Raw genomic sequence first — 25180 nt, 5'->3', positions numbered from 1 at the left:
AACGGAGATATATAGCTCAAAAAAAACTCAAAAAGATATGCAATATAGATTAGCCGAACTTAATAAACAGTTTCAAAGTCTATCTCAAATCCAAGAAGTCGATATATTTTTTAAATCATCAAAAGAATTTAATGATATGATGTTTAAAGTATTTAAAGAAATAAATGATTCAGTAGACTCAAAATTAAATTCTAAATAACTAAAAAAATTCGCTTCATGCTATCGCATGGCTCATGTCGCCAACGAGTCCTAACGGACTCCGTTGCTCAAAATAGTTGATACTTTTATTCAGTTACCAAAGTTACAGTTTAAAAAATTTATAATTTCCTATAGAGTAAAAAAAATAAGCCCTTATACAGGGCAATTGAGAATTTTGAGTTTATTTAAACCTACATTTTAAGAGGTATCATAAATTGCTGATAAGGGGTTGTCAGCAAAAAAATAAGCCATAAGGTTTGAGAATTCAGTTCTCTAAAAACCTTCATGGCCTTATTTTCTTAATTTTGTTTTCTAGCTTTGTTAATATAATATCATATCTATTTGGGACAATCAAGTTCTTTTGGAAAAATTTTTATTTTTTATATATTATTAAATTTTTTATTATTTTTATATCTTATATATTCTCCTATATTAGTTATACAAAATATTGTAGATATCATAAACACTCCAGGAAATAACGCTACCCACCATTTATTTAATAAAATACTCTTTTGTGCATCCATTAACATACTTCCCCAAGAAGGTATTTCTATAGGAAGCCCTAGTCCTAAAAAGCTCAAAGTAGTTTCTGCCATAATAGCATTTGCAGAGTTTACAACTGACATATAAATAATAGCAGGCATAAAATTAGGTATAAGATGTTTTTTTATTATATGTACAAAATTTCCTCCCATAATTTTAGATGCAAGTACAAATTCTCTTTGTTTTAGTTCAAGAACTTCACTCCTTACAATTTTTGCTATATTCATCCAACTGGTTATTGCAATTACAAATACAATGCTGCTTACTTTATTACTTTGAAGTATAGATTGAATTAAAGTCATAATAAGTAAAGATGGTATGCTAATCATTATATCTATAAATCTCATCATATAATTGTCTATTATTCCTCCAAAATATCCACTTATACTTCCATAAGTTGCTCCAATAAATGTAGATATAAGCATAGACAATATCCCTATAGTAATAGATATTCTTCCTCCATATAAAACTCTTGCAAATACATCTCTTCCTAAATGATCTGTTCCAAATATATTGGATCTACAAGGATATGCAAATATATTTGATAACTCCATATACGTTGGATCAATGCTTGTGATTAAAGGTGCTAATATGCATAAAAGTGTTATTATAAATAAAATAAGTGGAGAGAGAAATATATTTTGTTTTAAATTTAGATTTTTAAAAGACCATCTTTTTTTATCTTCTTTTTTATTTTCTCTTAAAACACCTACAGGAGTAAAATCCATTTTAATCCATACCTTCCTCTCTTAACCTTGGATCTATTAAACTACTAAGTATATCTGATATTAAACTTCCAAGAACTACTATAACTCCAGTTAAAATTACTCCACCCATAAGAAGTGGATAATCATGATATTTTGCAGATTCAAATACTAGTTTCCCAACTCCAGGATATGAAAATATATACTCTACTACAAACCCTCCTGCAATCAAATGGCTAAGTGATAGTGACATTAATATAATAATTGAGGGCATTATTTTTTTTAATGGGTGTTTTGATATTATTTCAAATTTAGAAAGTCCTTTAGCTCTAGCAAGTATTATATAGTCTTCTTTTAATTCCTCTAGAATTTTATTTCTTACAAAATTTGAATAATATCCTAAATGTCCTATTATCATAACTGTTAAAGGAAGTATTAAATGATATATCCTGTTTAAAATATCATTTTCTCTTCCTATATCGTATACTCCTGAAGATGGAAGTATCTTCAAATTAGTACAAAATACTAATATTAAAATTAAACTAATCCAAAAACCAGGTATACAGTAAAGTAGAGTGCTAAATCTAGTTATAATTCTATCTAACAGCTTTCCTTCATTTAATGCACTAATTAACCCCAAGCTTATAGATAATATTAATGTTAAAAAAATTGAAAGTCCCATTAAATAAAATGTATTTGGAAAATGAATTTGTATCACGTCTTTAACAGGCATTTTATATTTATATGAATATCCTAAATCTCCTTTTACTGCATTTTTTATCCAAATAGCATATTGATATATTAATGGTTTATCAAGACGCAAATCTTTAACAGCTTTTATTCTGGCCTCATTAGAAAGCCTTTCAGCTGCATCTCCATATACAGAAACAAGAGGATCCCCTGGAGCTAAATGGGAAACCATAAATGCTCCAAGGGATAGTATAAATATTGTTATTACAGTTTGTTTAATTCTTTTTATAATAAATTTAAGCATTACTTAATATCCCATTCTTCTATATTCCATAAAAATCCTACGCCATGGTGTCCAAGTACAGTATCTTTAATTCCTACTATATTTTCTTTAGCTCCATATACAGCATCTATATATGCTAAGAATGTAAATGTAGGGTCAAGTGCAAGCTCTTTTTGGAACTCCATATAATAGGATTTCCTATCTTCAGATTTAAGTGTAGTTCTTGCTTTGTATAAAAGTTCATCTACTTTTGGATTTGAATATGCATTTAAGTTCATTCCAGTTTCTATTTGAGAACTGTGGAATACTTTATATGTATGATCATCTGGATCAAATGGACTTCCCCATCCTATTAAAAATGCTTCTAAATTCGACCAATCAATTTCAGCTTGTATATCTACTTTAGCATCTACTCCTATTTGCTTAAGCTGCTGACTTACTACATTAGCCATATTAATTCTTACTGGATCTCCTTCAAAGCATGTTAATTTGAAAGATAATTTTTTACCATTTTTTTCAAATATATTATCTGACCCTAGCTTCCAACCATCCTCAATTAATATTTCTTTTGCTTTTTCTGGATTAAATTTATATTTTTCAACGTTTTCATTATTATAAGTTCCCATTTGTAACGGTCCATAAGCAATTTTACCCATTCCATCAAGTACACTATCAACTATTTCTTGTCTATTAACTCCATAACTTAAAGCTTTTATAAGAGCTTTATCTTTGAATAAATCATTTCTAAAATTATACATTATCCCTCTATAATCTGCTGTTTTTTCTTTATATAATTTTATTCCCTCTACATCATCAAATGCTTCTACATCTTTTGGCTCAAGTTGAGCTAAATCTATTTCTCCAGATTTTAACTGCATAGCTCTTACTTTTTCATCTAATAATATTTTAAATACTACATTATCTATTTTTGGTTTTCCATTATAATAATCTTCATTTGCTTTAAGTGAAATATATTGTCCCATTTCCCATTTATCTAATTTATAAGGTCCTGTTCCTATTGGATTTTGATTAAAAGAATTATTATTTAAATCTTTTCCTTCTAATAAATGCTTTGGAAGCATTCCAACACTTAAGTAATCAAGTATAGGTACACATGGTTCAGTTAAATGAAGTTTTACAGTGTAGTTGTCTACTACTTCTACATCTTTTATTTCTTCATAGTTTGTAGCAATTTCTGATCTATTTTTAGGATTTTTTATAGCTTCTATAGTAAATTTTACATCTTCTGCTGTAAATTCTTTTCCATCATGCCATTTTACGCCTTTTTTTAGTTTAAAAGTATATGTATTACTACTTTCATTATAATTCCAACTTTCAGCTAAGTCTGGCACTACTTCACTTTTTTCATTATGCTTAGTAAGACCTGTAAATATTAATTTGTGTATCTCTGCATGTTCATCAAGAGCTGGATTTATCCTTGTATAATCCGCTGAGCTTCCGTAAGTTAATGTTTTTTCTTTAGTTTCTTCTTTTTCTTCAGCTTTATCATTAGTGCTGCTGCACCCTACAGTTAATCCAAGAATCATTACAATCGAAAGAACTAAAGCTAAAAATCTTTTTTTCATAAGTATTTCTCCCTTCCCCTTAATATAATATAAAAAGCCATGAAAACAAAATCCTATACTGGATATGCCTTCATGGCTAATACTCAATAAGATATAAACCTTCATGGTTAATATCTTGTTATTTTTTTCTCAACTAAATATTACCATATATTATTATACATGTAAACCTTTTTTGTCATAATCAATTTAATGTTATATTTTTTCAAATTGTTTATATTAATTTATTTTTTATTTATTACTTCTTTAACAGCTTTTACTATCTCATCTGCTGTTAATCCGTATTTTTCTAAAAGTTCGTTTGGTGTTCCTGATTCTCCAAATGTATCTTTTACACCTACTCTTTTTACTGGTACTGGGTAGTTTTCTGCTAATACTTCAGAAACAGCAGATCCAAGTCCACCTATTACATTGTGCTCTTCTGCTGTAATTATAGCACCAGTTTCTTTAGCAGCTTTTACAATTATATCAGTATCTATAGGCTTAATTGTAGGCATATTTATAACTCTTAAAGATATACCTTCTTCTTTTAATATTTCATAAGCTTTTATTGCTTCATTTACCATAATTCCACAAGCAATTACAGTAGCATCATTTCCTTCTTTTATTTCTATTCCTTTTCCTATTTCAAATTCATAGCTTTCATCAAATATAGTAGGAACTGCTGATCTTCCAAGTCTTACATATACAGGTCCATTATACTCAGCTACTTTAAATATTACTTTTTCAGCTTCAACTCCATCAGCTGGAACTATTACTGTCATATTAGGAATAGATCTCATAGCTGCTACATCTTCTACAGATTGATGAGATGCTCCATCTTCTCCAACAGTAATTCCTGCATGAGTTGCACATATTTTTACATTTAATTTTGGATAACATACAGAATTTCTTATTATTTCAAATGCTCTTCCTGCTGCAAACATTGCAAATGTACTTGCAAAAGGTATTTTCCCTGCAGTAGAAAGTCCAGCAGCAGCTCCAATTAAGTTTTGCTCTGCTATACCCATATTAAAGAATCTATTTGGGAATTCTTTTTTAAATCCTGCTGTTTTAGTAGATTTTGAAAGGTCTGCATCAAGCACTACTACATTTTCATTTTCTTTTCCAAGTTTTACAAGGGCGTTACCATATGCTTCTCTTGTTGCTATTTTTTTCATTACATTTCACCTCCTAATTCTTTTAAAGCATTAGCTAAATCTTCATCACTAGGAGCTGTTCCATGCCATCCAGCTTCATTTTCCATGAAAGATACCCCTTTACCTTTAACAGTTTTAGCTATTACCATTGTAGGTTGTCCTACAGTTTCTTTTGCAGAATCAAGAGCTGCAAATATTTGATCAAAGTCATGTCCATCTATTTCTATTACATTCCATCCAAAAGCTTTAAATTTATCAACTATAGGATTTATATTCATTACATCTTCATTTTTTCCATCTATTTGAAGTCCATTATAATCTAAAAATGCTACTAAATTATCAAGCTTATAATGAGCAGCACTCATTGCAGCTTCCCAAATTAATCCTTCTTGAACTTCTCCATCTCCAAGTAGTGCATATACTCTCCATGGCGCATTGTCCATTTTAGATGCCATTGCCATTCCACAAGCTGCAGAGAATCCTTGTCCTAGAGATCCTGTTGACATTTCAACTCCAGGAGTTCCTTTCATATCAGGATGTCCTTGAAGCATAGCACCTGTTTTTCTTAATTTAAATAACTCTTCTTTTGAGAAGTATCCTTTTTCAGCTAGTGCTGCATAAAGAACAGGAGCTGCATGTCCTTTTGATAGAACAAATCTATCTCTATCTTCTTTCTTAGGATTTTGAGGATCTACATTCATTTCATCAAAATATAGCGCTGTAAGTATTTCAACAGCAGATAAAGATCCTCCTGGATGTCCAGATTTTGAATCATGAATCATTTGAACTATATTTTTTCTCATGCTGTTAGCAATTTTTTTTAATTCATTATGATCTCTCATTTGTTACCCTCCTTCTTATATTTTAACTCGTTGAATTCAAATTCAACAAAGTAATTTACGATTTAATGGGTTTAAACCCTTCTCCTAAAACTTCATGAACATTTGCAACCATAATAAATGCATTTTCATCTACATCTTCAACTATATTTTTAAGTTTTACTTCTTGTGATCTATCTATAACTATAAATAAAACTTCTTTATCTTTACCAGTATACATCCCTTTTCCTTTTAGGGCAGTAACTCCTCTTCCTAGATTTTGTATTATTTCACTACTTATTTTATTAGATTTATTTGAAATAATAAAGAATGCTTTTGAATATCCCATTCCTTCAATTATAAAATCTGCTACTTTTACTATTATGTACAAAGCAATTAAAGAATATAAAGTTATTTCTACATTTCTATTTATAATACCAGCAGATGTTGCAATTGTAAGATCAAGAAACATCATAAGCTTTGGTATGCTAAGTGTTGGAAAGTACTTATTAAGTATTGCACCAACTAAATCAGTACCTCCTGTTGTACCTCCTGTCCTAAATACAAACCCTATACCTACACCTAGTAAAACTCCACCATAAATAGCTGATAAAAGTAAATCATTTGTTGGAATAAAATGATTAAATAATTTGTTAAAAATTCCTATAAAAAAAGATAATACTCCTACAGCATAAGCTGTTTTAGCTCCAAATGCTTTTCCAAGAATTACAACACCAGCTATAAATAATGGTATATTTATAGCAAGTATTGTAACAGATACTGATATACCTGTTAATTTTTTTATAACTACAGCAAGTCCAGAAACCCCTCCTGGCGCTATTGTATGAGGCGCTAAAAACAAATCTATAGATACCGCCATAAGAGCACATCCTATTGTTATCATAATATACTCTAGCAGATAATTATACCAATGTTTTTTTCTCATCTTTATTATCCCCTTATCACTTCTTTACACTTTTTAAAACTTCTATAACAAACTTAGGAAGTGCCATCATTCTTTTATATCTCCATGGCTCTTTTATAAGTCTATATAACCACTCAAGTCCTAGCTTTTGATAAACTACAGGAGCTCTCTTTACTTCACCTGCATATACATCAACACTTCCACCTACACCCATAAAAATATTTGAATTTATTTCATTCTTATATCTTTGAATCCAAAGCTCCTGCTTTGGAGCACCAAATGCAACAAACAATACATCAGGCTTTAAATTATTAATAAGATTAATTACACTTTTTTCTTCATCGTGTCCTTCTTGACCTATATGATGCCCTTTAAAATATCCATGATAGCTTCCTAAAGCTTTTATGTTTGGATATTTTTTACTTATATTTTTTAAAGCCTTATCAGCAACTCCAGGTTTTCCACCTAATATAAATATAGACTTTTTAGATTTATTACAGTAATCTAGAATATTTTCCATAAGATCTATTCCAGTAACTCTTTCTTCAAGAGGCTTTTTTAAAATCTTAGAAGCAAGTACTAACCCTATTCCATCTGGAATAATTAAATCAGCTTCTTTAATAGCATTTAAAAGATTTTTATCATCTTTAGCCATCATTATAATTTCACTATTTGGAGTGAATATTACCCTTTTTTCATTACTTTTTAAAAACTCTATAGATTTATGTAAAGCTTCACTCATATTTATTTTATGTATAGGAACTCCTAAAACATTAATTTTTTCCAATATATCACCCCTAGTTTTTCAAAATATCTATTAATACTTTATTATGAATATTAGCAATACTAGAAAATTCTTTTCTTTTTTCATTTACTATTTGTATTTCTTTGTCGATATTTTTAACTAAATATTTTACCTCATTTATTATATCATTAAAATTTATATTTAAAATAGGCAAAATTTTATTTTTTCCTAATATATTTAAAAAATTATCTATTTTAGGGTCATAAGAAAGACCTATAACTGGCACTTTCATTAAAACAGAAAAAATAAGAGCATGAAGTCTCATACCTATTAAAAACTCTAAATTTCCAATTAAAGATAAATATTCATCAACATATAAATATTTCTCTAAAACATATACATTATGTTTTAAATTTTCATCTATATTCTTTAAAACTTCTTTCATTATCTTTAAATCAGAATAAAAATGACAAGGAATAAATAATACTTGATAGTCATATTCTTTTACTAAAATTTCACATACTTTTCTTATCTCATCTATTATTTCTTTATTATTCTGCCATGGCCTTATAGATATACCTACTATTTTCCTGTCAATATCTATATCTAACTCCTTAAGAATTTGTTTTCCTATATCAACTTTTGGCTCTTTAATTCCAAACACTGTATCAATAGTTACAAGTATATCCTTATTAACTCCCATATCAATAAGTTCTTTTTTAGATTTTTCATCTCTAACATTTATAAAATCCACTTTATTTAAAACTCTTTTTAGTAAATTTCTATTAAAGCTTTTATTAACAGGTCCTATTCCTTGAGAATAAACCATAACTTTTTTATTAAAAAGCTTAGCTAGGTATATAACTCCTAAATAATACATTATAGACCTTTTAGAGGTAACATCTTGAAGAAGTGAACCTCCTCCACTTACTAGTAAATCACAATCTTTAAGCTCTTTTATTATACTAAAAACATTCATCCTCTTTATAGACCTTACATTATGTTTTTTTTCTGTGAAATCAGGATACTGAGATAAAACAACTATCTCAGTATCCTGACTTAAACTTTTTATTCCATCTATTACTCCTTTAAGTATTGCTTCATCTCCTATGTTATTAAATCCATAGTATCCTGATATAAGCACTTTAGGCATTTCTTTTTCTCCCTTCAAGTTTTCGCCATATAAAGTCAATTATAGTAATAGCTATACCTCCTAAAACCACTCCAAATATTATCTCATAATTTGTTCTAGCATAAGATAAATAAAGAGGAGCTCTTAAATGTGAAAAAGTATTTACCATATTACTTTGTCCTATTACAACAGCTAAAGATAAAGGAAATACCATCCACTTTTGATCTTTAAAAGCTAAATAAACCATTAAAATAAGAGCTGGATGAGCCATTAAAAAGGCCTTATTTCTAGGTCTAGCAGTAAGTATCATTTCTAACATATTTCTAAATAAAAGCTCCATAGTAGAAGGCTTAATATTTGTCTCATGTCCAGTTCTTGCTATAAATATTATTCCACCAACTACAAATATTCCTAAAACTATAACATGTCCAACTTTTATATCTTCTTTAAATAGTTTTACTATATCGTCTATGTAAATTCCCTTTTTATCTTCACTTCTTTTATACCCAAATATGGATATATATATTAAAACTGTAAATAATATAGGCATTATTTGAGACATTTTAACTCCTCTAAATATATCCATTTCAAGTAAGAATTTACTATCAAATAGTAATGATGTTTCAAACAACACTCCTATAAATGATATAATACATGCAAATACTAAAGTTAAAATACCTTTAAATATTATATTAGAAACTTTTAAATCAGTTTTTAATTTTAATATTTCCTTGACTACATATAATATAAATACCATAGAAAGAGATGGCATAGTTATTGATCCTAAAAGAGCAAAAGCTTTATCAAGTAAATCAACTTTTATGCCTAGAATATAAACCAACGAAGTTCCAATTATTCCTAATAAAAATAGTATTTTCATTACTTTATCATTTATATTAAATATATTATCAATTAATATAAATAAAGATGCTATAACCCCTATAACAATAGAAATATTCATAAATTTATTTGTATGAACTTCCTTCATTGGATTTACTTTTCCTAATTTTAAATTATGTCCCTTTTCTATTCTTTTTTCAAATTCACTAAATCTTTGCTTATATATATCCATATCTGTAACATATTTTCCCTGTTTATCTATAAAAGGTTTAAAATATATTATTCTTACATTTCTTTCTGTTACTGCTCTATACATAGAATTTATTATTTCCTCACCATGTTTGTGAAGAGGTATCTCATAATCGTATCTTATTTGAATCCAATTCCAAATATTAAATACTCTTGTTGCATAATAGCCACTATCTTCAACTAAAGCCTTAAGTCCTTTTTGATCTATATGTTCTCTTTGAACACTAGTTTCTATCATTCCAATAACTATATTTCTATTTTTAAGCTCATCTTTTAGATAATTTAAATCCTTATCATATCCTAAAACTTCTCCACCTGAAAATATAATAAAATTCGGTTTTATATTTTCTTTATCTAAAAAGTCAAAATAGTTTTTTATGCTTTTTTCATCTTCATATTGAGATAAGTAAATAGGTCTTGCTATTACATTAAGACCTGATTTTCTTATTATATCTAAGTCATCTTTTAAAAATCCAATTCCTAAATATTCAAGCTTAGAACCTTCTGATATTTTGTCTTTTCCTACATACTTACCATTCATATCATATAATTTAGTAGTATCATATATATAGTCTTTTCTGGTTCCATCTATTTTTAAAGTATTATCATCTATAATATGTACTTTATCTTGTCCAAGTTTTTTAGTAAAACCATCAACTATAAAGTCAAATATATTTTCATTTGAACTTACTACTAGATTATAACCTTCAAGACTAGTTTTTATATTAAATTCTTTTCTATCCTTTAATGAATTTAATGTTGCTTCATTTACTGATACTGAATTTACCCCCATACTTTTAAATTCTTTAAGAAAATACTCTAAATTTTTGTCACTTTCCTCTTTCATTTTTAAAAGCTGGTCATAATCTAAAGTTATTTCAACGTTTTTATATCCATTTTCTATATTCCCCCTATGAAATACAAAAATACTAGAAAAAATTATTCCTATAACTAAAAATAAAGAAAATAATCTATTCACCTTCATCAATCTCACTCCTTAAAATAACAATCATTTTTAAATTATACAACAAAATAGGGGGATTTACACCCCCTTTAAATTAATTTATCTCATATTTCCCTTTCACCATAAGAATACAGTTAGTCAAAGCTTTTACTCCTCTTCCATCTGATCTTGGAATTAAAAGAAGGTGATTAGCAGGAACTTCATAATCCATTCTTAAGTCTAATCCTTGAGTTAAATCTGCTATTCCCCCTTGTTCACTATCTATAATAGTAGCTTTTCCACCTCTTAATATAATTTCACTTCCAGATTCTAAGATTATACTTTGCCCTTCTTGAAGCTTAACTATTTCTATCTCATTATTACTGATATTTGCATTATCATTGTTTTCCTCTTTATTATTTACAGTTAATTTTTCAATTGCATCATTTACATTTTCAGCAAGCTGATCTATTTTCATATCTACATAAGACTTTGTCACTACTGGATCAGAACTTGAACCTGGTTCATAATCCGAAGCTTTTACTATATATGAAGTAGTAATTATAATAGAACACACCAAAATCAATATATACATCTTATTTTTCAATACATTTTTAACCATTTTTCGAATCTCCCCCTATAATTTCCTGTCTTAATAATTTATTTCCTGGGAAATTGATACTGAATCTGTAGAAAAATGTGGATTTCTCAAAGATTCTTTAAAAGCATCCATTGCTTCTGGTGACGAATCTATGTTATATTCCCAAAGCATATCTACTTGATCAAACCAAACTGCCATTTTTATATTAGGCATATTCACAAACTTTTTAAATCCTTCTCTTATCCAATTAGCTTTGTCTCCTCCAACTTCATTGCACGAAAATTCCGTTATCATAAATGGCTTGTTAGAATAGTATTTCATATATTCATTATAATTATTATAGTAAATTTCATCAAATTCTCTCCAAACATCTCCTTTAAAAGAAGTTCCATTATTATATCCTGTAAGACCTACCCAATCAACATATTCATCTCCTGGATAATAAAGATGAGCATTATTCCACTTAAAGTTTGGATAAGATCTATCATGAGGATTGAAAACAAATAATGCATTATTTGCTCCTTCTTCTTTAAATATGTTATAAACTCTCTTCCAAGCTTCTATGTAAAGATCTGTATCTTTTGCAAAAAACCATGCACACCAAGGGTCCCAATCTCCATTCATTTCATTAGCAAACCTTATAAATATTGGCTCCTTTATGTCTTTTACATCTCTTGCCCATTTTTTTATGTATTCATCATATTCTCCATTTATTATCTGAGGTATTATTATATTACTATCTCTATCACCATAGAACCACGGCTGCATAGTAAGCATCATAACTCTTCCATCATTATAAGCATTTTTTACTCCCTCTACAGGAATATTATTTCTAAAGTCAGAATACGTCATTAAAAACTCAAATTTCCAATCAAGTTTTTGTTCAATATCAGATACCTCATCAACATAATTTCCTTTATCTAATTTATGTGGATGAAATATTCCCCAAAGCATTTTATCTTTTGGTATATCTATAGTAGTTTTATCTCCTTTTATATTTATACTTCTTGTTTTATAAGGAGGATGATAAGGGTCATTATGCTCTTCCATTTGCCAAGTAGTTTTTGCTATATGATTTAAAACACCCTTATAGTATTCAAAGTTTGCTTCATCAGTCTTTAACCAAAATGTTATAACTCTTTTATCTTTAGGATATACTTCATTTATCTCATAATAGTAATTTTTATCGTTGCTTATATTTTTTTGAATAGGTCTTTTATATTCATATATATACGCTGTAGCACCATTTTCAAATTTAACTTTTTCTTTATTTATTAAGCTAACTCCCCCTTTTCCAAGATTTATTTGCTTATTACTGTACTTTATGTAAGTTTGAACCCCAACATTGTCTACAGGCTGATTGTATATATGTATTTTTGTACCATCTTGTGTATATAGCTTTGTAACTATATTATCAAGACTCTCATCAACAACAAAATTATATGGTATCTCACTACTAAATCCATTGCTATATACATATATCCTTTTATAATTTTCCTGTGCTTTTACTTCATATCCAAATATAATTGAAAAAAATAATATAGCTATAACCAAAACCGAAAATAATTTCTTCATAAATTTGCCCCCCAAATTTTATAATCTATAACTACTCTTATTATTGCAAAAGTAAGCTAAAAAATCAATAAAAAAAGAGAGCCTTTACAGGCTCACTATACTTCAAATAATCCTAGGCTTATTTGGAGGCCTTCGTCTACTTTTTCCATTAACTCATCATCAAAATGTCCTATTTTCTCTCTTAATCTTTTTTTATCTATTGTTCTAATTTGCTCAAGCAATACTACGGAATCTCTATTTAAACCATAATCATTTGCCTTTATTTCTATGTGAGTAGGTAATTTGGCTTTATTGATTTGAGACGTTATAGCTGCAATTATAACAGTAGGACTATATTTATTTCCTATATCATTTTGGATTATAAGAACTGGTCTTACTCCTCCTTGCTCAGATCCTACTACTGGGCTCAAATCAGCATAAATTATATCGCCTCTTTTGATTTCTAAATTATTATTCACCTTGTGCTATCTTCCCTTCATACCCCTCCAAAGAAGATACATCGATACTAAGTCCCATTTCTGCTAAAGCTAAATTTATGGCTCCCATTTCTCTATACCCTTTTATCATCGACTCTCTTGTTTCTATTTTGCGTTTTTCTCTTAAATATAAATTCATAGCTTCTCTTATAAATTCAGATCTATTTTTATTTTCTACTTTTATTATTTTATCAACTTCTACAAGTAAGCTGTTAGGCAGACTCACTACTATTTTCTTTTTACCTATGCAACTAGACACAAAATCGCCTCCCAAAGTTAATTACCTTTCTATTTTACCAAATAATCTAAAGTGTGTAAAACTGTATTTCCTTCCAAATATATACGAGGTACTCTTCTTGAGATCATACACAAAACTTCATAATTTATAGTATTAAGTGCATCTGCAAATCTCTCTATTTTTATATCGGAATCTTCTCCAAATATCTTAACCTCATCACCTATATTTACATCTAAATCATCTACTTTTATCATACATTGATCCATGCAGATTCTACCAACCACTGGAACCAATTCATTTTTTATTTTTACATTTGCATTTTCTCCTAACATTCTTGTAAACCCATCTGCATATCCTATAGGAATTGTAGCTATCTTTGTATAATTTTCAGTTTTATATTTTTGACCATAGCTTATTCCTCTTTCTGGTTCTAAAATCTTTACATGAGATACTTTAGTTTTTAGTGTCATTATAGGTTTTAAAGGAAGAAGTTCCTTTTTCACTTCATCAGAAGGATAGTGCCCATATAGTATTATCCCACTTCTTACCATATCAAGATGATAATCAGGATAATCTATTATACCTGCACTATTACATATATGCTTTATTGGTATTTTTATGCCTCTATCTTCTAATTTTTTTGTTATGTATTCAAATTTTTCAAACTGCATATGTGTAAATGTTTTATCTTTTTCATCAGCCATCGCAAAATGACTATATATTCCAACCATATTTATATTTGAGAGGTTATATATTTTTTCTATGTAATCCACAGTTTTATCTTCTATTTGAAAACCTAGTCTTGACATTCCTGTGTCTAGTTTTATATGTATATTAACTATATTATCATTTTCCTTTGCTAAATTATTCAGTTTTTCTGCTGATTCATATGAGTATATAGTAACATCTATATCATTGTTCAGCACTAATTTAAAATCACCTTCTTGTATATACCCAAGACATAGTATGGGTTTTTTTATATTATCACTTCTAAGCTCTAAGGCTTCTTCAAGAGTTGCAACTGCTAAATAATCAACTCCTTCCTCAATTAATGCCTTTGCTACTTGTATGGAGCCATGGCCATAACCATTTGCTTTAACAACACCACATATTTTTGTATCTTCTTTGAGCAGTTTTTTTATATTTCTATAATTTTCTTTTAAATTATCTATATTTATTTCTGCCCAAGTAGGTCTAATTTTATAACTCATTTTTCATCCCCCTAACTTAATCTATGTTGTACCTAAACTCTTTATAGGTAACAGTAAATCTTTTTTTCCCATTTGAATCCATTATTTCTAATTTGTTAGGTTTTAATGTTTTTTTATCTATATAGACTTTTTCTTTATTAAAATAAAAGGAAGAACCTGGTATGTCAGTTTCTAAAATTAAAAAATATCTATCTCCAGATATATTTAAATTCTCATTTTCAAATATATTTTGTATAAAATCTCCTACAAATAAATATCTATTTTCTATTCCTTTATAAGTAATTTTAAATTCATCTTTATATTTTGGTTTTTTTATTATAATTTTATCTTTATCATAAATAGTAGTTTTTCCTTTTAAATTACTTGGGCTTAAAGTTTCTAACTTGTAGTAATCTGGAGTTTTATAATAATGCTTTACAATATATTCTTTAGCAGATTTGTTTCCAGATACATTAATATATGCTATACAAGAATAGGACTTTAAGTTTGCTATTTTCTTATGGAACTTGTAATATACTTCTTCATTTGTGGATTCCCTACACCCTGTAAGTGAAAAAACTAAAACAAAACTCAAAAGGGCATATAAAATCCACTTTTTCACAAAATCTCCCCCCTATATTGAAATGTATATTAGAGTTTTATACTTTATACATTGCTTTTATTATGTCATATCTACATATAATTCCTTTTATCTTGTTTTCTTCATCAACTACAGGAACTCTATTTATAGATTTTTCTATCATGAGATTTGCAACGTATTCAAGACTATCTTCTTCATAAACTTTTAAAACATCCTTAGACATTATATCTACAGCTTTATAAGCTGCTATCTTTTTTATATCTTCTTCCATATTTTTTAAACTCTCAAGAAATACAACTCCTTGAAGTATTGTTATGAATGAAGGTATATTTATATTTTTTTCTTTTTTCATAATATCAGTTTCTGAAATTATTCCAATTACTCGATTTTCATCATCTACTACAGGAACACCTCCTATTCTTTTTTCTAAAAGTATTTTTACAATTTTTTCAATGGTAGTGTTCTCATTTACTGCTATAACATCACAAGTCATAATGTCTTTAGCTTTCAAAATCATTCCCCCCTTTCAATATTATTGCATTTGCAACTGCATATTCTTTACAATGAGATATAGAAATCATAATTTCAGTAATTTTTAATTTTTCAGATAATTCATATAAATTATTATATAATTTTACATACGGTTTTCCAAGGTCATTTCTCAATATTTCTATATCAGTTAATCTAAAATTTCTAATACCAGTTCCAAAAGCTTTACTAACAGCTTCTTTTGCTGCAAAATTTCCTGCTATAGTCTCTATTTTAAAATTTTTACTTTCAAAATAATCTATCTCCTCTTTTGTAAATACTCTACCTAAAAATTTATTATTTCTATTTACAGCATTTTTTATTCTATATATTTCTATTATATCTACTCCAATGCCTAAAATATTCATAAAACACCTCCAAAATATAGTATCTAATATATTTTATTTATTATATCATTAAAAAAAACAACCACTACATCATAAGTTTAATGATTTAGTGGTATATATTTTGTATTATTTTAAAAGCTTATTGTCTAGTTTTTCCATATCTTTATATCCAAGTAGCGAATGTAAAAAATTATAAATATAATTTACCTTCTCTTCTATATACTCTTTTTCTTCTCTTAATAAATCTAATTCTTTTCTTAAATTTCCTATAAGCTGTTGAATTTCATCTAATCTATCTTCCCCTTTATTCATATCATCATAAGCATATTTAACTGTAGCTTTTAAAAGATTTAAATTTTTTTCTTCTATCAATTTAGGAAGTACTTCAAGCTCTTCAAATATAATATTTATATTATTATTTATATCTTCCATTTCATTTTTTAAATTGTCTAGCTCTATTTCTGCAGCCTTATTTTTATTTTCATTTAGTTCATTTGATATATATATTATTTTAGCCATTTTCTTAGGCTTTTGCCCCTGTAATCTAAAAAGCTCTTTTTCAAGTTCTTTTTTCTTATTTAAAGCTTCTTCAAGCTCTTTTGCAAAAGCTTTTATTTCTTTATTGACTTCACCATTAAAAAGCTTTTTCCATGGCTCATATTGAGTTAGTACTGGGATTTTATTTTTTTTTATTATTTTTTCAGCTAAATCAATATCTATCTGCTTTCTACCAAAAATCATACTTCCCAACCTTTCCTTAATATATTTACAATATATATCGTCATGTATAAAATTTTATAAAGTTATTCTTAAATTTTATATTTTAAAATTTACTAAATAAACTATTTTAAGTCAATAAAACTATTGAATTATTTTTTTAACCTTTGGAAAAAATATTTATACGAGGTGATTTTATGAGAAAAATTATAGTTATATCCTTATTTTTATTGTTAATTTTGAACGGCTGTGCTAAACCTGAAGAAAAAAAATCAGAAAGTAACATTCCTAAGCAACCAGAAATATTAACAACACTACAAGAAGATATAATAACTCTAATGGCAAAAATTGATTTAATGCCAAGTATAAATAAAGCCTTAGAGGAAAAGAAAAAATTAGATCAAATATCTTATCAAAAAGAAAAGGAATTATCAGATATAAGTAATGATAGACTTTCAGAAAAAGATAGAAAAAAAACAGAAGAAGAATTAGAAAAAGAAAAAGTTAAAATATCATCATTTATAGAAGATACAAATATTTATACCTCTCTAAAAGCTGAAGATATTAAATCTGTAAATGAATTAGAAAAAGAAGATTTAAAATATAAGCTTGAAGATTACTGGATGGACGTAAAAAAAGACCTTTTTAATATTCATAAAGGATGGAATGAACTTCAAGCAAAAATGAATACAGTCCCAATAGAAAAGGACTATATAGACAACTTTGAAAATAACTTAAACCTTTTAACAACATCAATTTCTAATTACGATATATTTAACTCATTAGTATATTGTAACAACTTAACTAAATATATATCAGACTTTAAAAATTATTTTAAAACACCTACAGATAATGATGTTGATAAAATGAAATATTCCGTTAGGAAAGCTGTTCTATTAGCTAATATGAATAGCTTTGATGAATCAATAAAAACTTTAACAACTACCTCAGAATCTATTAATGCTAAAGCAGATATGTATTCAAAAGATAAAGAAAAATTCTTAAAACTCAAATTATCAATAGAAGCTTTAAAAAAATCAATAGAAAGTAAAGATTTAAAGCTAATGAAAATAAAAGCACCTATTGCAATAGAGAATCTTAATCAGATGATGCAAAAAAAGGAATAAAGTAAAGAAGGACTAGATTATATCTAGTCCTTCTTTTGAGCTACTTTAATTCTGTTTAATGCCTTTTTAAGTTTAAATTCTACAAGTCTTAAATCTTTTTCATTAGTAGTTTTTAATTTACTTTTAGCTCTTTCTTTTGCTCTTTGAGCTCTTTGTAAGTCTATTTCATGAGACCACTCAGCAGTTTCTGTTAATATAGTAGTTTTCTCTTTATCAACTTGAATAAAACCGCCTGCAATAGCTGCCTCTTTAAAAACACCTTCTTTTTTTATTTTTAATACACCTACATCAAGTGGTGCTACATAACTTGCATGATTTTTAAGTATACCAACATCACCTTCTGTAGTTCTAACAACTACCATTTCGGCAGTTCCTTCAAAAAACTTTTTATCGGGAGTAACTATTTCTAGAGCAAATTCACCTGCCACTGTTATCTACGCTCCCTTCTTAGCTTTTTCAACTGCCTCATCTATAGTACCTACATAAAGGAACGCTGATTCTGGTAAATCATCATGTTTACCCTCAAGTATTTCTCTAAATCCTCTTATAGTTTCTTTTATTGGTACATATTTACCTTCCATACCTGTAAATTGTTCTGCAACACTAAATGGTTGTGATAAGAAGTTTTGTATTTTTCTTGCACGAGCAACAGTTAATTTATCTTCATCAGATAATTCGTCCATACCAAGTATTGCTATTATATCTTGAAGCTCTTTATATCTTTGAAGTACTGATTGCACTCCACGAGCTACTTCATAATGATCTTTTCCAACTATATTTGGATCTAGTATTCTAGATGTAGAATCTAGAGGATCCACTGCTGGATATATACCAAGTGATGCTATTTGTCTTGAAAGAACTGTTTTTGCATCAAGATGGGCGAATGTTGTAGCCGGTGCTGGGTCAGTTAAGTCGTCCGCTGGAACGTAAACTGCTTGTACGGATGTAATAGACCCCTTCTTAGTAGATGTAATTCTCTCTTGAAGAGCACCCATCTCAGTAGCAAGTGTTGGTTGATAACCAACGGCAGATGGCATACGTCCTAAAAGTGCAGAAACCTCTGAACCTGCTTGTGTGAAACGGAATATATTATCTACGAATAATAAAACGTCTTGCCCTTCTTGATCTCTGAAGTATTCAGCCATTGTAAGACCTGTTAATGCAACCCTCATTCTTGCTCCTGGTGGCTCATTCATCTGTCCATAAACAAGTGCTGTTTTATCAATAACTCCAGACTCAATCATTTCATTATAAAGGTCATTACCTTCTCTAGTTCTTTCTCCAACTCCAGCAAATACAGAAAGTCCTCCATGCTGCTTAGCTATATTATTTATAAGTTCCATGATTAGAACTGTTTTACCAACTCCAGCTCCTCCAAATAGACCTATTTTACCACCTTTTGCATAAGGTGCTATAAGGTCAACTACCTTAATTCCTGTTTCTAGAATTTCAGTAGATGTTTCTTGTTCTTCAAAAGAAGGAGCCTCTCTATGTATTGGTAATTTTGGTGCGTTTTCAGGAGCTGGCTTATTATCAACAACTTCTCCTAAAACGTTAAATATTCTTCCTAATGTATCTTTTCCTACAGGAACTGATATAGCAGCTCCTGTATCTATAGCATCAATACCTCTAACAAGTCCATCAGTTGAACTCATTGCGATACATCTTACAGTATCATCTCCTATATGTTGAGCTACTTCTGCTATTATTTTATTTCCTTCATGATTTATTTCAATTGCATTTAAAAGATTTGGTAAATTTTCACTGCTGAATTTAATATCTAGCACGGGTCCAATTATTTGAACCACTTTACCTACATTTTTTTCTGGCATTTTCATACCTCCTTATTTTAACGCCTCTGCTCCTGCAACAATTTCTGATATTTCTTGAGTTATAGAAGCCTGTCTTGCTCTATTGTAACTTAACTCTAGCTTAGCTAGCATATCATCAGCATTATCTGTAGCTGATTCCATTGCAGTTCTTCTAGCTCCTTGCTCTGAAGCTGAAGATTCAACGATTCCTCCATATATAGATCCTGCTATAAACTTAGGAACTATTAAGTCAAGTACCGTCTCTTCACAAGGATCAAACTCTATAACTTCTCCCTTTTTACTTTCTTTATTTTCTTCAAAAGAAAGTGGAAGTAATTTTAAAACTTTAGGTTCTTGAGTTAAAGTAGATACGAATTTAGTATACACAAGATATACTTCATCTATCTCATTGTTTTCATATGCATCTATTACAATATCTGCAATTTTACGAGCATTTGAATAATTTAAATCTTCAACCCCAGTAACTTCTCCTATTAATTCATATCCTTTTTTACTAAAGAAATCTACTGATTTTTTGCCTACAGATATGATTTTTTCTTTTTTACCGTTCATATGATTTACTGCTGTTTTTAAGACGTTTGAGTTGTAACCACCAGCAAGTCCTCTATCTCCTGCTATAACAATATAGCATTTATTTTTAGACTCTCTTTCTTCTAAATATATACTTTGAATTCCCTTTGTATTTTGAGCTATTTTTTCTATAGTAGCATAAAGAGTTTCAAAATAAGGTCTAGAAACTTCAGCTTTTTCTTTAGCTCTTTTAAGCTTTGCAGAAGCTACAAGTTCCATAGCTTTAGTGATTTGCTTAGTGTTAGTAACACTCTTCATACGTCTTTTTATATCTTTCATTCCAACGCCTGCCATGCAATTCACCTCCTACAAAGAGGATTACTCTTCAATTTTAAATCTGCTTTTAAATTCCTCTATGGCATTTTTTAATCCTTCTTCATAGTCTTTACCTTCAAGGATTGCCTTACCAACTTCTGGATGAACTTCATCCATAAATTTATAGAATTCTCTTTCAAATCTTCCTATTTCACTTACAGGAATATCAGTTAAGTATTTATTAGTTACAGCATATATAATCATAACTTGCTTTTCAACAGGTATAGGATCATTTTCTCCTTGTTTTAGGATTTCAACTATTCTTTCCCCTTGAGCAAGTCTTGCTTTTGTATCTTCATCAAGATCAGAACCAAATTGAGCAAACGCTTGAAGCTCTCTATATTGAGCATAAGCAAGTTTTAATGTACCTGCAACTTTTTTCATTGGCTTAATTTGAGCACTACCTCCAACCCTTGATACTGAAATACCAGGGTTAACAGCAGGTCTTACCCCTGAGTAGAAAAGTTCTGACTCTAGGAATATCTGTCCATCTGTTATAGATATAACATTAGTTGGTATATATGCAGAAACATCTCCTGCTTGAGTTTCGATTATTGGTAAAGCTGTTATAGATCCTCCACCTAATTCATCAGATAATTTAGCTGCTCTTTCAAGTAATCTTGAATGTAAGTAGAATACATCACCTGGGTACGCTTCACGTCCTGGTGGTCTTCTAAGAAGTAATGACATAGCACGATAAGCAACTGCGTGCTTAGATAAATCATCATATATAATAAGTACATGTTTTCCATTGTACATAAATTCTTCACCCATAGCACATCCTGAATATGGAGCCATGTATTGAAGTGGTGCAAGTTCTGATGCTGTAGCTGATACTATTATAGTATAATCCATTGCACCATTCGCTTCTAATCTATCTACTATTTGAGCAACTGTTGAACGTTTTTGTCCTATAGCTACATATATACATATAACATCTTTACCTTTTTGATTTATTATTGTGTCAAGAGCTATAGAAGTTTTACCTGTTTGTCTGTCTCCTATTATAAGCTCTCTTTGCCCTCTACCTATAGGTATCATAGAGTCAATTGCCTTAATACCTGTTTGTAGTGGCTCGTGAACTGATTTTCTTGCTATTATACCAGAAGCTACAGCTTCTATTGGTCTAAATTTATCAGTATTTATAGGTCCTTTACCATCTATAGGTTGTCCAAGAGCATTTACAACTCTTCCAAGAAGTTGTTCTCCAACAGGTACCTCAACTATTCTACCTGTTCTTTTTACAGTGTCACCTTCTTTTATATTTTCATCAGAACCAAGTAAAACGGCTCCTACTGAATCTTCTTCAAGGTTTAATGCCATTCCATAAACTTGACCTGGAAACTCTAGAAGCTCTCCTGACATACATTTTTCAAGTCCATGAACTCTAGCTATACCGTCTCCAACTTGAGTAACTGTACCAACATCTGTAAGTTCTAATTTATTTTCATATTTTTTTATTTGTTCTTTTATAATTGAACTAATTTCTTCCGGTCTTAAATTCATGGGTTTCACCGCCCTTCTTAAGCTATTATTTGAGATAATTGATCTTTTAATTTTTCTAAACGAGTTTTTAGTGTACCGTCTATTTCTTCATTGCCCATCTTTACAAGTACTCCACCTAAAACACTTTCATCAACTTCATTTTTAAGTACTATATTTTTACCTGTAGTTTTAGTAAGCTTTTCTTGTAACTCCTTTAATGCTTTTTCCTTCATAGGAACAGCAGTAACGGCAACAGCTTCCTTAATATTATTTTTATTATTCATTAATGTTTTAAACTCATCAAATATCTCATTTATTATTCCTATTCTATCTTTATCTATCAATACTTTTAAAAAGTTTACCATCTCTAAAGAGGCTCTGTTATTATAAATATTTTCAACTAACACCTTTTTTTCTTGTTTAGAAACTAAAGGAGCTTTAAGTACATTTAAAAAATCTTCATTCTCTTTAAAAACATCTACTAAAGTTTTTAATTCTTCATTTAAAAGTTCTAGTTTTTCTCCTTCAATTCCAACTTCAAATAGGGCATTAGCATATCTGCTAGCAACTAATTTTGCCATTTAGCTTCCCCTACCTCTTTTATAAAGTCACCAATTAATTTTTCATGCTTAGCTTCATCAATATCACTTTCTATAATCTTAGAAGCTGCAAGCACTGCTAAAGATGATATGTCATCTTTTATTTCATTCATGACTTTTTGTTTTTCTCTTTCTATATCTTTGTGAGCTCTTTCTTTTAATCTTGTCACTTCTTCTTGAGCAGCTTTAATTATTTCTTCTGCTCTTTCTTCGGCTCTCTTAGAGGCTTTTCTTACAATTTCTTGCGCTTCTTCTTTAGCTGAATTTATTTTAGCTTCATACTCAGCTTTAAATTCCTCACCTTTTTTAACTGCTTCTTCAGCTTCTTCATAAGATTTTGACACATCAGCAGTTCTTTGTGCCATAAACTCTGTTACTGGTTTAAATAAAAGTTTCTTTAAAATTAAGTACATTATAAATGTATTTACAAGTTGAAAAACTATGTCCCAGTCTATACTTACAAAGCTTTTGAACTCCATTATAATCCTCCCTTCTGCTAATCACTGTAATTAGGAGATGGATTCCATCTCCTAATATTATCCTAAAAGTTTTATTAATGGATTAGCAAATAAAAGAAGCATTGCAATAACTAGACCATAAATACCTGTTGACTCTGCAACAGCCGCTCCAAGAAGCATAGTTTTAATTATATCTCCTTGTGCTTCTGGTTGTTTTCCAACAGCTTCTGCACCTTTACCAGCTGCAAAACCTTGTCCAACCCCTGCTCCTATACCTGCTATCATTGCTAAACCTGCTCCTATAGCTGAACCTGCTAATACTATCGCTTTTTCCATTTTAAATTCCTCCTTAAATATTATTTTTATGTATTTCCTAATTTTTACTCATCAATTGCACCTGAAATAAAAACCATTGTAAGCATTATAAATATAAACGCTTGAAGTACTCCAGAAAATAAATCAAAATAAATATGAAGTACTGCTGGAATACCCACTTCGAGTATTGGTATACCTATTCCTATCAATCCACTTAAATATGCAAGTAATTGATATAATAGCATCATTATAACCATACCACCTGTAATGTTACCAAATGGACGGAAACTTAATGAAACTGGATTTGCTAGCTCTCCAACTATATTAAGAGGTAACATCGCTGGTATTGGCTCTAAAAATCCTTTTAAATATCCACCCAACCCTTTACTTTTAATTCCATTGTATTGAACCATGAAAAAAGTTATAAGGGCCCATGCTAAAGTCGTATTAAGGTCTGTAGTAGGTGATCTGAGTCCTAATAGACCTATTAAGTTTGAACATACAAAAAATAAAAATAAACTTCCTATATATGGGGCAAATCTCATTTTATCTTCCCCCATAGTTTGTTTTACTACTGAATATAATCCATCTACAATTAATTCCACAAAATTTTGAAATCCCTTTGGAACTTTTTCAAGCTTTCTTGTCCCAAAATAAGCAAAAAGTGTAAGTCCAATCATAATAATCCAGGTTGTCGTTACAGTCTCACTTACAGGGATTCCAAGGCCTGGAATAGTAAACATAATTTTAGGACCGGTCATATTACGCCTCCTTTCCTTTAAATATTTTATCTATACCAAATAGATTTGTAGTAATTATACTGATTTTAGGCATCAACAAACCTATTATGGTTCCTAATAAATTTATATATGGTGCTTTTAAAGATATAATTATAACTAAAGCTGTTATAATCATTCTTATAATATATCTTGAAAATACATATCCTTGAGCGCTTCCCGGACTCATAGTAATAGCTTTTTCTAAAGTAAGTGATAAAAGCCTTAAATTTAAAATTGAAAAAATACTACCAAACATAAGTCCGTATAAAAGCTCAATTGAAAAGATATGTGTTAAAAAAGCAAAAATAATAATTAATATATCTAATATTATAACAACTTTACTTATATTCAAAACTGTATATAAATTTGAGTTCAAAGGATCACTTCCTTTTTTTTGTTGCTGTAGCAGATATTTTGAATAAATTTAAAAACGCAGCTCCTATTCCTAAAAGTATAAATATTATGAAAAAAAGTGGCTCTTTATTAAACTTTTCATCTAGTTTGCTTCCTATCCACCCACAAAGCAGTATAGGTGTGACCATTGAAAATCCTATTTGTGATACTAGGCTTAAATAACTTAAAGCATCAAACCACTTATTTTTTTTATTCATAAAACATCCCCATTTGCCTTTTAT

General features: G+C 29.0%; 30 protein-coding genes. 2 read left to right on the top strand and 28 right to left on the bottom strand.

Going from position 1 to position 25180, the window contains the following annotated elements:
• Positions 1-199, top strand: a 199-nt coding sequence (locus BUA77_RS13750; RefSeq protein WP_330390017.1) for a hypothetical protein, incomplete at its 5' end; no start/stop codon positions are given.
• A gap of 379 nt (positions 200-578) precedes the next feature.
• On the opposite strand, the gene BUA77_RS05060 is transcribed toward BUA77_RS13750, so the two are convergent.
• The 18 genes from BUA77_RS05060 to BUA77_RS04975 form a co-directional block, all read right to left on the bottom strand.
• Entirely contained in the window at positions 579-1469 is an 891-nt protein-coding gene (locus BUA77_RS05060) for an ABC transporter permease (RefSeq protein ID WP_143151302.1), read from the bottom strand.
• Position 1470: 1 nt separating this feature from the next.
• The gene (locus BUA77_RS05055; protein WP_072887956.1) at positions 1471-2439 is read right to left on the bottom strand and encodes an ABC transporter permease; all 969 of its coding nucleotides are present in this window, start codon (positions 2437-2439) and stop codon (positions 1471-1473) included.
• Positions 2439-4004 (bottom strand): ABC transporter substrate-binding protein, encoded by a 1566-nt coding sequence (locus BUA77_RS05050; RefSeq protein WP_072887954.1) that lies wholly within the window; start codon positions 4002-4004, stop codon positions 2439-2441. Before BUA77_RS05050 ends, BUA77_RS05055 begins: the two co-directional genes overlap by 1 nt.
• Positions 4005-4225: 221 nt before the next feature.
• A complete protein-coding gene (locus BUA77_RS05045) occupies positions 4226-5161 on the bottom strand; it encodes a transketolase family protein (protein ID WP_072887952.1) in 936 nt (311 codons plus the stop codon).
• Positions 5161-5982, bottom strand: a complete 822-nt coding sequence (locus tag BUA77_RS05040; protein WP_072887950.1) for a transketolase — start codon at positions 5980-5982, stop codon at positions 5161-5163. Before BUA77_RS05040 ends, BUA77_RS05045 begins: the two co-directional genes overlap by 1 nt.
• A gap of 55 nt (positions 5983-6037) precedes the next feature.
• Positions 6038-6904, bottom strand: a complete 867-nt coding sequence (locus BUA77_RS05035) for a YitT family protein (protein WP_072887947.1) — start codon at positions 6902-6904, stop codon at positions 6038-6040.
• Positions 6905-6920: 16 nt separating this feature from the next.
• On the bottom strand, positions 6921-7670 hold the full coding sequence (locus BUA77_RS05030) for a WecB/TagA/CpsF family glycosyltransferase (RefSeq protein WP_072887945.1): 750 nt from the start codon (positions 7668-7670) through the stop codon (positions 6921-6923).
• A 10-nt stretch (positions 7671-7680) separates the two neighbouring features.
• Entirely contained in the window at positions 7681-8781 is a 1101-nt protein-coding gene (csaB, locus tag BUA77_RS05025) for a polysaccharide pyruvyl transferase CsaB (RefSeq protein ID WP_072887966.1), read from the bottom strand.
• Entirely contained in the window at positions 8774-10834 is a 2061-nt protein-coding gene (locus BUA77_RS05020; RefSeq protein ID WP_072887943.1) for a DUF5693 family protein, read from the bottom strand. The genes csaB and BUA77_RS05020 overlap by 8 nt, the downstream gene beginning before the upstream one ends.
• A gap of 73 nt (positions 10835-10907) precedes the next feature.
• Entirely contained in the window at positions 10908-11414 is a 507-nt protein-coding gene (locus BUA77_RS05015; RefSeq protein WP_072887941.1) for a hypothetical protein, read from the bottom strand.
• A gap of 30 nt (positions 11415-11444) precedes the next feature.
• Entirely contained in the window at positions 11445-12968 is a 1524-nt protein-coding gene (locus BUA77_RS05010) for a glycoside hydrolase family 26 protein (RefSeq protein WP_072887939.1), read from the bottom strand.
• A 95-nt stretch (positions 12969-13063) separates the two neighbouring features.
• Positions 13064-13426, bottom strand: coding sequence for a type II toxin-antitoxin system PemK/MazF family toxin (locus BUA77_RS05005; protein WP_072887937.1), 363 nt, complete (start codon positions 13424-13426; stop codon positions 13064-13066).
• Positions 13419-13703 carry a CopG family ribbon-helix-helix protein gene (locus BUA77_RS05000; protein ID WP_242939082.1) on the bottom strand — a complete coding sequence of 95 codons (285 nt, stop codon included), beginning with the start codon at positions 13701-13703 and terminating at the stop codon, positions 13419-13421. Before BUA77_RS05000 ends, BUA77_RS05005 begins: the two co-directional genes overlap by 8 nt.
• 29 nt (positions 13704-13732) lie before the next feature.
• Positions 13733-14893 (bottom strand): alanine racemase, encoded by a 1161-nt coding sequence (gene alr, locus BUA77_RS04995; protein ID WP_072887935.1) that lies wholly within the window; start codon positions 14891-14893, stop codon positions 13733-13735.
• A 16-nt stretch (positions 14894-14909) separates the two neighbouring features.
• Positions 14910-15494, bottom strand: a complete 585-nt coding sequence (gerS, locus tag BUA77_RS04990) for a germination lipoprotein GerS (RefSeq protein ID WP_072887932.1) — start codon at positions 15492-15494, stop codon at positions 14910-14912.
• A 37-nt stretch (positions 15495-15531) separates the two neighbouring features.
• Positions 15532-15984, bottom strand: coding sequence for a CBS domain-containing protein (locus BUA77_RS04985; protein ID WP_330390016.1), 453 nt, complete (start codon positions 15982-15984; stop codon positions 15532-15534).
• Positions 15974-16369 carry a holo-ACP synthase gene (acpS, locus tag BUA77_RS04980; protein WP_072887928.1) on the bottom strand — a complete coding sequence of 132 codons (396 nt, stop codon included), beginning with the start codon at positions 16367-16369 and terminating at the stop codon, positions 15974-15976. Before acpS ends, BUA77_RS04985 begins: the two co-directional genes overlap by 11 nt.
• Positions 16370-16474: 105 nt before the next feature.
• Positions 16475-17089: a coiled-coil domain-containing protein gene (locus tag BUA77_RS04975; RefSeq protein WP_072887926.1), complete on the bottom strand. Its 615-nt coding sequence runs from the start codon at positions 17087-17089 to the stop codon at positions 16475-16477.
• Positions 17090-17262: 173 nt separating this feature from the next.
• On the opposite strand from BUA77_RS04975, the gene BUA77_RS04970 reads away from it, so the two are divergent.
• Positions 17263-18192, top strand: a complete 930-nt coding sequence (locus BUA77_RS04970) for a hypothetical protein (RefSeq protein ID WP_072887924.1) — start codon at positions 17263-17265, stop codon at positions 18190-18192.
• A gap of 23 nt (positions 18193-18215) precedes the next feature.
• Here BUA77_RS04970 and BUA77_RS04965 read toward each other — a convergent pair whose 3' ends face one another.
• The 10 genes from BUA77_RS04965 to BUA77_RS04920 are packed head-to-tail and all read right to left on the bottom strand — an operon-like array spanning position 18216 to position 25156.
• Positions 18216-18620 carry a F0F1 ATP synthase subunit epsilon gene (locus BUA77_RS04965; protein WP_072887922.1) on the bottom strand — a complete coding sequence of 135 codons (405 nt, stop codon included), beginning with the start codon at positions 18618-18620 and terminating at the stop codon, positions 18216-18218.
• 6 nt (positions 18621-18626) lie between these two features.
• Positions 18627-20024, bottom strand: coding sequence for a F0F1 ATP synthase subunit beta (atpD, locus tag BUA77_RS04960; protein WP_072887920.1), 1398 nt, complete (start codon positions 20022-20024; stop codon positions 18627-18629).
• 12 nt (positions 20025-20036) lie between these two features.
• Positions 20037-20888, bottom strand: a complete 852-nt coding sequence (atpG, locus tag BUA77_RS04955; protein ID WP_072887918.1) for an ATP synthase F1 subunit gamma — start codon at positions 20886-20888, stop codon at positions 20037-20039.
• A 24-nt stretch (positions 20889-20912) separates the two neighbouring features.
• Entirely contained in the window at positions 20913-22415 is a 1503-nt protein-coding gene (gene atpA / locus BUA77_RS04950) for a F0F1 ATP synthase subunit alpha (protein ID WP_072887916.1), read from the bottom strand.
• A gap of 17 nt (positions 22416-22432) precedes the next feature.
• Positions 22433-22975 carry a F0F1 ATP synthase subunit delta gene (locus tag BUA77_RS04945; protein WP_072887915.1) on the bottom strand — a complete coding sequence of 181 codons (543 nt, stop codon included), beginning with the start codon at positions 22973-22975 and terminating at the stop codon, positions 22433-22435.
• On the bottom strand, positions 22963-23472 hold the full coding sequence (gene atpF / locus BUA77_RS04940) for a F0F1 ATP synthase subunit B (protein WP_072887914.1): 510 nt from the start codon (positions 23470-23472) through the stop codon (positions 22963-22965). The genes BUA77_RS04945 and atpF overlap by 13 nt, the downstream gene beginning before the upstream one ends.
• 57 nt (positions 23473-23529) lie before the next feature.
• Positions 23530-23787 (bottom strand): ATP synthase F0 subunit C, encoded by a 258-nt coding sequence (atpE, locus tag BUA77_RS04935; RefSeq protein WP_072887913.1) that lies wholly within the window; start codon positions 23785-23787, stop codon positions 23530-23532.
• A gap of 44 nt (positions 23788-23831) precedes the next feature.
• Positions 23832-24527 carry a F0F1 ATP synthase subunit A gene (gene atpB, locus BUA77_RS04930; protein ID WP_072887912.1) on the bottom strand — a complete coding sequence of 232 codons (696 nt, stop codon included), beginning with the start codon at positions 24525-24527 and terminating at the stop codon, positions 23832-23834.
• Position 24528: 1 nt separating this feature from the next.
• Positions 24529-24921: an ATP synthase subunit I gene (locus BUA77_RS04925; RefSeq protein ID WP_072887911.1), complete on the bottom strand. Its 393-nt coding sequence runs from the start codon at positions 24919-24921 to the stop codon at positions 24529-24531.
• Positions 24922-24925: 4 nt separating this feature from the next.
• A complete protein-coding gene (locus BUA77_RS04920; protein ID WP_072887910.1) occupies positions 24926-25156 on the bottom strand; it encodes an AtpZ/AtpI family protein in 231 nt (76 codons plus the stop codon).
• Between the last annotated feature and the right edge of the window lie 24 nt (positions 25157-25180).

This window comes from Tepidibacter formicigenes DSM 15518, from assembly GCF_900142235.1.
GTDB lineage: Bacteria > Bacillota > Clostridia > Peptostreptococcales > Peptostreptococcaceae > Tepidibacter > Tepidibacter formicigenes.
Note: the sequence above shows the minus strand (reverse complement) of the source record. Positions and strands in the feature narration are given on the sequence as shown.